Origin of the sequence: Mesorhizobium sp. M0060, assembly GCF_040323155.1 — a bacterium.
Lineage (GTDB): Bacteria > Pseudomonadota > Alphaproteobacteria > Rhizobiales > Rhizobiaceae > Mesorhizobium.
On sequence record NZ_JAMYUP010000105.1, the window covers coordinates 1 to 10652 of the forward strand.

The 10652-nt window shown below is 61.0% G+C and carries 9 protein-coding genes; all 9 read right to left on the reverse strand.

The genetic code is table 11. The annotated features are described in order from the left end of the window. Positions 1-206 precede the first annotated feature (206 nt). From NKJ94_RS35990 to NKJ94_RS36030, 9 genes are read right to left on the reverse strand one after another with little or no spacing between them, the layout of a single operon-like run. Positions 207-1355: a response regulator gene (locus NKJ94_RS35990; RefSeq protein WP_352532378.1), complete on the reverse strand. Its 1149-nt coding sequence runs from the start codon at positions 1353-1355 to the stop codon at positions 207-209. Positions 1356-1368: 13 nt separating this feature from the next. Beyond that, positions 1369-1734 carry a response regulator gene (locus NKJ94_RS35995; RefSeq protein WP_140762002.1) on the reverse strand — a complete coding sequence of 122 codons (366 nt, stop codon included), beginning with the start codon at positions 1732-1734 and terminating at the stop codon, positions 1369-1371. Next, positions 1731-4385 (reverse strand): GAF domain-containing protein, encoded by a 2655-nt coding sequence (locus NKJ94_RS36000; RefSeq protein ID WP_352532380.1) that lies wholly within the window; start codon positions 4383-4385, stop codon positions 1731-1733. Before NKJ94_RS36000 ends, NKJ94_RS35995 begins: the two co-directional genes overlap by 4 nt. Next, positions 4351-4956, reverse strand: coding sequence for an SCO family protein (locus NKJ94_RS36005; protein ID WP_352532382.1), 606 nt, complete (start codon positions 4954-4956; stop codon positions 4351-4353). Before NKJ94_RS36005 ends, NKJ94_RS36000 begins: the two co-directional genes overlap by 35 nt. Continuing rightward, positions 4953-5951, reverse strand: coding sequence for an ABC transporter substrate-binding protein (locus NKJ94_RS36010; RefSeq protein ID WP_352532384.1), 999 nt, complete (start codon positions 5949-5951; stop codon positions 4953-4955). The genes NKJ94_RS36005 and NKJ94_RS36010 overlap by 4 nt, the downstream gene beginning before the upstream one ends. Before the next feature lie 38 nt (positions 5952-5989). Further along, positions 5990-7009, reverse strand: a complete 1020-nt coding sequence (locus NKJ94_RS36015; RefSeq protein ID WP_352532386.1) for an ABC transporter substrate-binding protein — start codon at positions 7007-7009, stop codon at positions 5990-5992. 30 nt (positions 7010-7039) lie between these two features. Continuing rightward, complete coding sequence (locus tag NKJ94_RS36020) at positions 7040-8047, reverse strand: ABC transporter substrate-binding protein (RefSeq protein ID WP_352449182.1); 1008 nt, start codon at positions 8045-8047, stop codon at positions 7040-7042. Positions 8048-8091: 44 nt separating this feature from the next. Next, complete coding sequence (locus NKJ94_RS36025) at positions 8092-9102, reverse strand: ABC transporter substrate-binding protein (RefSeq protein ID WP_352532388.1); 1011 nt, start codon at positions 9100-9102, stop codon at positions 8092-8094. A 47-nt stretch (positions 9103-9149) separates the two neighbouring features. Then, positions 9150-10160 carry an ABC transporter substrate-binding protein gene (locus NKJ94_RS36030; RefSeq protein WP_352532390.1) on the reverse strand — a complete coding sequence of 337 codons (1011 nt, stop codon included), beginning with the start codon at positions 10158-10160 and terminating at the stop codon, positions 9150-9152. Positions 10161-10652: the final 492 nt, after the last annotated feature.

The window sequence follows — 10652 nt, forward strand, 5'->3', positions numbered from 1 at the left end:
TCATGCTCTGCCCCCGCCGGACGACGCTCAACGCCAGCGCGACGACCGGTTCTTGATCACTACCTCAACCGCAGGCGCCCCTCCCGCGCAGCGGGTTCGTTCATCGGCCCGTTGCGGCGATTTCGGGATCGGTCGATGGCTGGGCTGCTTTGTGCCGGCGGTTCGACGCGCCGCATCGTCCGAAAGAAGCCGGAATGCGTCTAACGCTAGCTTGGCCGACCGATCCACCGCACGATTTCATAGGCAGGCATCGGGCGGCGAAAACCCTTCAGCGTCAGTTCGCCAACAAGAACGGATTCGACCAGCGACTCGACAGCTCCGAGGACCCGTCGGCTAACAAGAATCTGGCGCGATTTGGCCTCCTCGCACAATCGGGCGGCATGGTTCGACACAGTGCCGATGACGGCATAGTCCGAGCGCTGATCAAAACCGATGCGCCCGATGGTTGCGTGGCCCCTGGCGATGCCGATCCCAAAGCCAAGCAAATAGTCCCGCTTGCGCCATCGCTCTGAGTGCTCGTCAATCGCCTCGCGCATCGCAGCAGCCATTGAGACAGCTCTCTCGCTGTGGTCGGCGCATGGCAGTGGATCGTTGAAAACCACGACGATCCCGTCGCCCACGAACCGCTCGAGAGTCCCCTCGTGGCGGACAATTTGTTCACCAAGACAGGAATGATACTCGGCAAGAACTGTCATGACTTCTTCGGGTTCGGCGGTCTCTGCGAAGGCCGTAAAGCCGCGCAAATCGCAAAAGACAACGGTCACCTCGCGACGGTGACTTTGCAGAAGCGCATCGCCATTGCCCGCCGCAACGATGAGGTCGGCGACCTGTTCGGGCAGGAACCGTCTAAGCCGCGCCATTCGATCGAGCTCCGTCACCTGCTCAGCCACGGTTTGCTCGAGCGAGCGATTCCAGTCGGAAAGTTGCGCAGCTTGGTCCTCAAGGCGTTTGGCTTGGCTCGCGACAGTGTCGTGAAGCGCCTTCTGGCGCAGCATCGAGCGCACCCGCGCCAACAGCGCCCTGTGCTCGAAGGGCTTTGTCAGATAGTCGTCGCCACCGGCGTCCAGCCCCTCGACCACATCGCGCGTGTCGGCCTTCGCGGTGACGAGGATGACCGGAATCGCCTGCAGGGAGATGTCCTGCTTGAGCAGGCGAACCACGCTGATACCGTCCAGCTTCGGCATCATGATGTCGAGCAGGATCAGATCCGGCGTGAGTTCGCGAGCTTTTGCAAACCCCTCTTCACCATCGGCGGCGGTCGCCACTTCGTAGCCATTCGCCTCGAGGCGCATGCGCAGGATCTCGAGGTTCTCCGGAGTATCGTCGACTGCGAGAATGCGAGGCGGATCGTGCAAGGCGCTGCCTCCCTCAAGAAAGGAACCCGCGAATCTCGGAAAGCAGCTGGCGCGGACTGAATGGCTTGGCAATGTAACCATCGCAGCCAGCAGCAAGGGCTTTCGCCTCGTCGCCCGACAGCGCGTAGGAGGTGACGGCGATAATCGGAATGTGCCGGAGCGCCGGGTCGGCCTTGATGCGGCGGGCCGCTTCATACCCGTCGATCACCGGGAGCTGAATGTCCATAAGGATCAGGTCTGGCCTATGCGCTCCGGCTGCAGCGATGCCGGCGGCGCCGTCCGCCGCCTCGATCAGTTCGTATTCGGTGGTGGCAATGAGATCGCGGATGATCTGGCGGTTGTCCTCGGTGTCTTCCACCATAAGGATTCGTTTGCTCATGCGGCCCTCACGTCCTCATTCACCCAGATTGGTACCTTCAGACGGAATGTCGACCCTGACCCGATCACGGACTCGACGTCTATGGTTCCGCCATGCATTTCGACGATGCGCTTCGAGATCGCCAGGCCAAGACCTGTGCCACCCTTCTGCCTGGTGCTGCTGTTGTCGACCTGCTGGAATTCTTCGAAGATGAGAGCCTGGTCCTTGGACGCGATGCCGGGACCGGTGTCTCGGACGGTGATCTCGAAGTGCCCGTCGACCGCATCGGCAAGAATGTCGACCGCACCCGTTTCGGTGAACTTGACGGCATTGCCTACAAGATTGAGCAGGACCTGCGTCAAACGGCGCTCGTCCCCGCGGCCGAATGGAAGGTTCTCGGCAACAGTCGTTGAAAGCTCAAGACCCTTCGCTCGTGCCAGCGGTTCGACAGCCGTAACGGTCGATCGAACAATCTGCGCGATGGAGTAGTCCTCGATCGCCAGCGTGAGCTGGCCGGCTTCGATCTTGGAAAGGTCGAGTACGTCATTGATGAGCCCGAGGAGGTGACGGCCGTTCGCCTGCACGCGCGCGACGGTCGTCTTTGCCTTGTCCGGGAGTTCGCCGTAGATGCCGTCGACCAGCAGTTCTGTGAAGCCCAAGACCGAATTGAGCGGTGTCCTGAGCTCGTGGCTCATATTCGCGAGGAACTGGGACTTGTGGCGGCTAGCTGCCTCCAGCTCCCGGCCTTTCTCCTCGATCTCGCTGAACAGCTTGGCATTCTGGATCGCGAGCACCGATTGGGCAGCGAAGGTCTCCAGCAGGTGGACAACTTGCTCATGGAAGGCACCTGGCTTGTGGCGCCTGACGACCAGTGCACCGACGATCTTGTTAGGCCTCAGCAGCGGAACGATCAGGATACCGCGATATCCGGCGTCGACGATCGTCTTTCTTACAAGGAAGGATGAGGTCTCCTCGCTGAGGTCGGGAAACTGCACCGGCATGCAGCGCCCGGGCGCGTCGCCGATCCCCATGTCGGCCAGCCCGATCGTCTGGTGCGAGACTGCGGCGATAAGCTCATCGCTCATACCGAAGTTTGCGCGCGGACGGAATTGCTGCCGCGTGCTGCTGAACACGTAGATGGTGCCAGCATCCGTTTCCGACAACTGGACCGCCTTGGCAACGATCGTCTTCAGCACCGTGTCGAGATCCAGCGTCGAATTGACCGCCTTGCTCACCTCACCAAGCGCCTCGAGCTCACCAACAGACGCCGCAAGCTCGCGCGTCCGTGACTGCACCGCCTCGAAGAGCCGCGCATTCTCGATGGCGATCACCGCCTGGTCGGCGAATGTCTCGACGAGCGCGATCTCCTTGGGATTGAAAGGTTGCGGCTCAACCCTCGTCATGACGAATACGCCAACGAGATCACCTTCCCGCAACAGCGGGGCAGCGAGGACGGTGCGGAATCCGCCTGCCTCAGCGATCAAGGCAACGCGGTAGTCCGGATCAGCGGTCACGTCTTCGATTTGCACGATCCGCCGTTCTTCGATTACGCGCCCTACGGCGGAGCCTCGGCCTGCGGCAAGCTCTGGAAGTGGATTGGCGTCGACATAAGCACGGAAACTGGGAGGGTAGCCATGCGTCGACACATAGCGGAATACGCCATCCAGCAACTGCACGATACCACCCTTGTCGGCACGGCAGAGCCTGACAGCCGATTCCACCAACGTATCGAGCACGACCTGCAGATCGAAGGTAGAGCGGCTGATGACCTTCAGAACGTCTGCAGTGGCTGTCTGCTGCTGAAGGGCTTCGTCGAGCTGCTGGGTGCGCGTCTCAATCTCCTGATACAGGCGCCCCAGCTCGTCGGAGGTCTGGTTGACGTTAGCGGCGAGCACTCCAAGTTCGTCGCGATTGGCGACGGCAACGTGTTGGGCGAAGTCGCCGGCCGCTATCTGGCTGAGACGCGTCTCGATCTTCTTGACCGGTTCGATCAACGACCAGGAGATGATGTAGCCGAGCCCCAACGCCAGCAGGATACTGCCCACCGCAAACGAGACCACGATCAGCCTGGACGTGCCGTACGCACCCTCGGTCGTTTCGATGGCCGCCACCATGTCGGCTTCGGCCATGTTGACCAGCTGGTTTGTCAGCCGCTCGAGGCGCTCAGCCGACGGTATGATTCCATCAAGCTGAACCTTGCGCGCCTCCTCAGTGCGGCCGGCGCGGACGAGCTCTGCCACGTGCGTCACGCCGGCCGTCAGCCGTTCGTACTCTTGCCTGACCTGGCCAAGCACTTCCACCTCGGCTTTGGCGACGAACTCCATGCGGTCGAGGTCGTAGCCGAACTGATTGAGCTGGCGCAGCGCCGCATCCAGCATCCGGTCGTCCTGAAGCAACAGGGCGGTGGAGATGCCGTAGAGCTGGCTGGTCGTATCGTGCTGTACCTGGCGGTAGGCCGCGATCCTGCGCTGCAGCTTGATCAGCTCGTTGGTCTGATCGTTGACCCCACTCAGCACCTGCAACCCGACGGCCCCGAGCACGATCAGCAGGCCGACGATCGACAGGAACGCGATCAAGAGCTTGGTCTGGACGCGCGCCGGCAGCCGGGCAACCCAGCCAACGAGCCGGTTCGTTATGCTATTTGGATTCGTCCAAGAGGCTGACAAGGTCATCCCGGAACTCCTCCAAGTCGAACCGGACGCCAAGATACTGTACTCGCAAGATGCCATTGGGGTCTACGAGCGACGTCAACAAGGTATGGTCGACATCTCCGTTCGCCGCCTTCTTCGCGATGACCCCGTATTTCCGTCCCACCTCATGGACGACCGCCGGATCACCGGTAAGAAACGACCAGCCCTTCAGATCGGCGCCAAAATTCTGCGCATATTCCTTCAAAACATCGGGCGTGTCGCGCTCCGGGTCGACGGTGATCGAAACAAAGGCGAATTGGGGTCCGAACGCACTACCCAACTTTTCCTGCACGCTGGCCATATGGGCGGTCAGCATGGGGCAGACGTCGGTACAGTACGTATAGATGAAGGCGATGGCGACCACCTTGCCGCGGAAGTCGCGCAGCGACACCGGCTTGTGGTCCTGCGATATCAGCGTGAAATCCGGTGCAGCGCCCATCATCGGCAGGCGCTCGCTCTTCCCAGCGTGCGCTGACGCTTCGTGCGCAGAGGTGTGCGCAGGCTCAGCGACGAGGGCGAGGAGCAGCAACGCGCGCGTCGGCCAGCGGCTCACGTCTTCATCTCGCGCTTGAGCTCCTTAAGGAAACGCCAGTCGGTGCCGCGGTCCAGAACCTCCTGTGGCCTCATCGTGACCGCATTTGTCTCCTGCATACGCAGCGCATAGAAACGCAGAGAATCCTCGGGGTCATATTCGCGCCATTTGTCGTAGCGTATGTCGGAACGGATAGCCTGAAGCGTGTAGTCGGTGGCGTAGCCTATATTGACCGCACTTTTCGCAACCGCTTCCGGATTGGTTATGCAGAGGTCCACGGCCTTGAGTAGGGAGCGCATGACTCGTTTAGTCGCCATCGGGTAACGTCCTGCGTAATCTGCGGTGCTCGCGAGCATGCAACAAAAATACTGCGACCATGGTTTGTCGATCGCCGTGATGACAAGTACATGGCCGAGCTTTCGCTCGCGCGCCTGCTGGGGCGTGGGCGGTCCGCCGAGGAACGCATCGATCTTACCCTCCGCGAGGCTTTGAACCGCATCGGGGGTTACGAGAGTTTCGAAATCCTTTGCCGGATCAAGGCCAACATAGGAAGACATCACATTCAGCAACAGATACTGGATGGTGCTGCCATCCACTCCGACCGTCTTACCCTTCAGATCAGGGATGCCAACGACCCGATCGTTTGCGATCAGCTCAAGACAGCCGACATGCAAGCCGGTCAAGACTTTTATCGGCGCGCCTTTTGCGATGTTAAGCACATGCGCGAGCGGGTAGTTCCAGTCGAAGTCGATCTCGCCGTGGCCGATCCAGTCCGACGAATCCGGGCCGGTGCCCGAAGACACGAACTCAACGTCGGTCAAGCCTTCGGCATGCAGAAGCTCGGTGGCCGCATACATCGGCGATTGGCAGTCCGAGACCTTGGCGAACACCGGCAACCGGACTTTCGTCGTCTCTGGCGCCGGCTCGGCGAGCGCCAGCCTCGGGGCTGCGATTAATCCCGCGGCACCCGCCGCGATGCCGGCCATGAAGCGGCGGCGGTTCTGGATGATGTGCATGACGTTCTCCTCTTCAGCGGTCCTTCGCGCTGCGCCTTTCACGTCTTCAGTTCGCGCTTGATCTCTTCGAAGAAGTGGAAATCCGTCCCTTTGACGATGATCTCCTGCGGGCTCGACTTGATCATGCCCGTCTCCAGGAGGCGCAGCGCGTAGAAGCGCACCGAGTCTTCAGCATCGTATTCCCGCCACCTGTCGTGCCCGGTGTTCTGCAGAGTGGTCAGCGCAACGTCGTAGCTCGGCAGAAAGCCTCGATCAACCACCGCGCGGGCGGCCGATTTCGGGTTCGACACGCAGAATTCGACAGCCTGGAGGATGGCCCGCAGCACGCGCTTGGTGGCGACCGGATACCTATCGACATAGTCGGTCCGGCCGGCGAGCATGCAACAAAAATACTGCGACCAAGGACGGTCGATAAGATTGCTGAAGACCGTGTGACCTACCTTCTTGTTCCGAACCTCGGAGTATTGGCTGGTGTCTACCAGGAAGGCATCGACCTTGCCGTCGATGAAGTTCTGCATGAGCGAGCCGTTCTCCTGGACGCCTACGACCCACTCAACATCGTGGTTGGGATCGAGCCCGACATAGTTGATCAGCAGTTGGAGAAACACCTGCGGGTGGTCGTTCATCGCCCAGACCCCCACCCGCTTGCCCTTTAGGTCGGCAACGCTGTTGACGCGATCGTTCGCTCGCAACTCCCAGCAGCCGGAATGCACGCCGGCCAGGATCTTGACGGGCACCCCGGCCTCGACGCTGCGGATGTGCATCGGCGGCATGTTGAAGTCGAAGTCCGTCTCACCCGCTGCAATCCATTCGCTGCTGTCGAAGTACTTTTGATTACCTTGCACGTACTGGACATCGGTCATACCGCCGGCGCGGAGCAGTTCGCCAGCGAGGTAGAGCGACTCCCAGCAGTAGGCGCCTCCGACCCACCGGCCCAGCCGGACACTGGTCGTCTCGGGCTCCGGCTCGGCACACGCCAATCTCGGGGTTGCGACAATTCCCACGGTGCCGGCTGCCAGGCCGGCCATGAAACGGCGTCGATTCTGAATGATCCGCATGTCACGCTTCCTCCCTGGGACAAAGCAGGCTCAGGTTTTCAACTCACGCTTCAGCTCCTCGATGAAGCGCCAGTCCGTTCCATCGGCGATGATCTGCTGTGGGCTCGACTTGATCATGCCCGTTTCGTGCATGCGCAGCGCGTAGAAGCGCATCGAGGCTTCGGCATCGTAGTCCCGCCAGACGTCGTACCGCGTGTCGCTCAGCGTTTGCAGCGCGATTTCGTAGCTGGGGACGAAACCTCGATCGACCATCTGCGCTGCACTCCATGCGGGATCCGAAATGCATAGGTCGGCGCCCTTGACGATGGCTCTTAGCACGCGCTTGGTCGCCACCGGATATCTGTTCACGTAGTCCGCAGCGGCCGAAGTCATGCAGCAGAAGTACTGCGACCAAGGGCGGTCGAGGGTCGTGTTGAGGATCGTGTGGCCGATTTTCTTGGCGCGCAGTTGCTGCGTCTCCGGCGGCGTGAAGAGATATGCATCGAACTTCCCGTCGGCGAAGGCTTCCACCGGCTTGCTTTCCTGGACCCATTCGATGTCGTTGACGGGGTCCAGTCCGATATAGGCGGCCATCAGGGCGACCAGCACGCGCGACGGCGCATCGATGTCGTGCATGCCCACCCGCTTGCCCTTGAGGTCCGGGATGCCTTGGATGCTGTCGTTGGCGATCAGCTCGAGGCACCCGGAGTGCAGACCGCCAAGCACCCTGATTGGCACGCCGGCGTCGATCGACGCGACATGGACCGGCGCGTAGTTCATGCTGAAATCCGTGTCGCCGCGTGCAATCCACACCGCCTGATCGACTTTCTCGTCGCCCTGCACGTAGCGGACGTCGGTGAAGCCCTCCGCTTTGAGGAGCTCTCCGGCCAGGTACATCCCCGCCCAGCAGTAGGCACCATCGATCCACCGCGGCAAGCGGACGGAGGTCGTTTCAGGGGGTGCCTCGGCCCAAGCGTCAGTCGTTGCGCCGATGAGACCTGCAGCGCCTGCTGCCGCAGCACCGGCCAGGAAGCGGCGGCGGTTCTGGATGATCTGCATGGGGTTCTCCCTCCCATTGAAAATGGCACGAGGCTGGCTGCCCCTCACGTCTTCAACTCGCGCTTCAACTCGTCAAGGAAACGCCAGTCAGTGCCGGTGGCGATGATCGTTTGCGGGCTCGACTTGATCATGCCCGTTTCGTGCATGCGCAGCGCGTAGAAGCGCATCGAGGCTTCGGCATCGTAATCCCGCCACCTGTCGTACCGGATGTCGTGCAGCGTTTGCAGCGCGTAGTCGTAGCTGGGCACGAACCCTCGATCGACCATCTGCTGCGCTACCAATGGCGGATCCGACGCGCAGAGGTCGGCGCCCTTGAGGATGGCCCTGAGCACGCGCTTTGTCGCCACCGGATGCCTGTCGACATAATCCGCAGTCGCGGAAATCATGCAGCAGAAATGCTGCGACCAGGGCAGGTCGGTGGTCGAGTTGAGGATCGTATGGCCTACTTTCCTGGAGCGAAGTTCCTGCGTGCGGGGCGGTTGGCCGAGGACTGCATCGTATTTTCCTTCGACGAAGCCTTCCGCAAAATTGTGTTCTTCGGTGACCCATTCGATGTCGTTGACGGGATCGAGCCCAACATAGGCGGCCATCAGAGAAACCAACACGTATTGCGGCGAATCAAGCGTAAAGACCCCAACCCGCTTTCCCCGCAGGTCCGAGATGCCTTTGACGCTGTCGTTGGCGATCAGTTCGAGGCACCCGGAGTGCAGTCCGCTTAGTACCCTGATCGGCACTCCTGCATCGATCGACGCCAGATGAATCGGCACGTAGTTCACACTGAAATCCGTCTCGCCGTTTGCGATCCACGCCGAATGATCAACCTTCTTGTCGCCTTGCACATAGCGGACATCGGTGAACCCCTCGGCGCGCAGCATTTCTCCGGCGATGTACAGGCCCGCCCAGCAATAGGCGCCGCCGATGTACCGCGGCAGGCGGACGGAAGTGGTCTCCAGCGGCGGCTCGGCCCGGGCTTGTGTTGCGGTGCCGATAAGTCCTGCGGCGCCGACGGCCGCAGCGCCGGCTAGGAAATGACGGCGGTTCTGGATGATCTGCATGGGCTTCTCCTTCCCAAGGAAAAAGGCACAACGAGTCAGCCAGCTGCTCAGGTTTTCAGCTCACGCTTCAACTCGTCGAGGAAGTGCCAGTCCGTTCCGTTGGCGATGATCTGTTGCGGGCTCGATTTGATCATGCCCGTCTCCTGCATGCGCAGTGTGTAGAACCGCAGGGAGTCTTCAGGATCGAATTCCCGCCAGCGGTCGTAGCGGATATCCTTGAGCGTTTGGAGCGCGTAGTCATGCGACGGGACGAAATCGCGATCGACCATCTGCCGGGCCACCCACTGCGGATCCGACACGCAGAGGTCGGCGGCCTTGAGGATGGATCGCAAGACCCGCTTGGTCGCCACCGGGTACCTGTTCACGTAGTCCGTGGTGGCGGAGATCATGCAGCAGAAATACTGTGACCATGGGCGGTCGACGGCATTGTTGAGGATCGTGTGGCCGATCTTCTTGGCGCGCAGCTCCTGCGGCTGGGGCGGCGTCCCAAGGAATGCGTCGATCTTCCCTTGGATGAAGAGTTCCGTGGGCTTGACGTCCTTAGTCAAGACCCATTGGATATCGTTCACGGGATCGAGCCCGACATACGCGGACATGAGCGTCAGCCACATGTGTCGCGAGTTATTGAAACCATCCACGCCCACCCTCTTGCCCCGCAGATCCGTGACGCTGCGGATGCTCTCCTTGGCGATCAGTTCGAGGCATCCCGAGTGCAACCCGGTTAGCACCTTGATCGGCACGCCAGCGTCGATCGACGCGATCTGATTCGGCGGAAAGTTCACAGAGAAATCGGTCTCACCGCGTGCGATCCATTCCGATTGGTCGACGCTTCTGTCGGCTTCTACGTAGCGAACGTCGGTGAAGCCCTCTGCGCGCATCAGTTCTCCGGCGATGTACGCGCCTGCCCAGCAATAGGAACCACCAACCCACCGCGGCAGACGAACCGTGGTCGTTTCCAGCGGCTCGGCGTGGAGTGACTCCGGAAGACCGACGATACCGGCAGCGCCTGCCATTGCAGCGCCGGTCAGGAATCGGCGGCGGGTTTGCAGAATCTGCATCAAGCGCTCCTCTTCCGATTTGCAAAAGGCAATTCTGGCCGGAACCGAGCAAAAGAGGTTTCGGCAGAGGCAGATTGTCTCGTGAGCGCAACGAGTAGTTGTGGATTCTAGCGCGCCCAGTCCGCTGCGGGAGTCTTGCGCTCTCAGTCGCCGGCTCATGTATTAGCAGCCGACGATATGCCAACGATACGCCCAATTTGCGTAGGTTGCGAGCGCAAAGCTTACTACGCCAAACGTCCCGCCAGCACCTCGCTGTCAGGGAGACTGTTTGCGCGATTGCGAATGGCCACTTCGAGTTCACTGCGGCCTGCATCGGGTCAGCTTCAGACCCTGGTCTCACTGGGCTGAACGTCCGCTATCGTTCTTCGGACACCAAAAGCCGCCATTCCGTAAGCGCCACGCCGCTGCCCTCGTGCGGGGCATGAGGTGAATGTGCGAAGAATCCCCCCGATCGCGAGAGACGGAGGGCCTACGTGGGAGCAGACGGCAAAA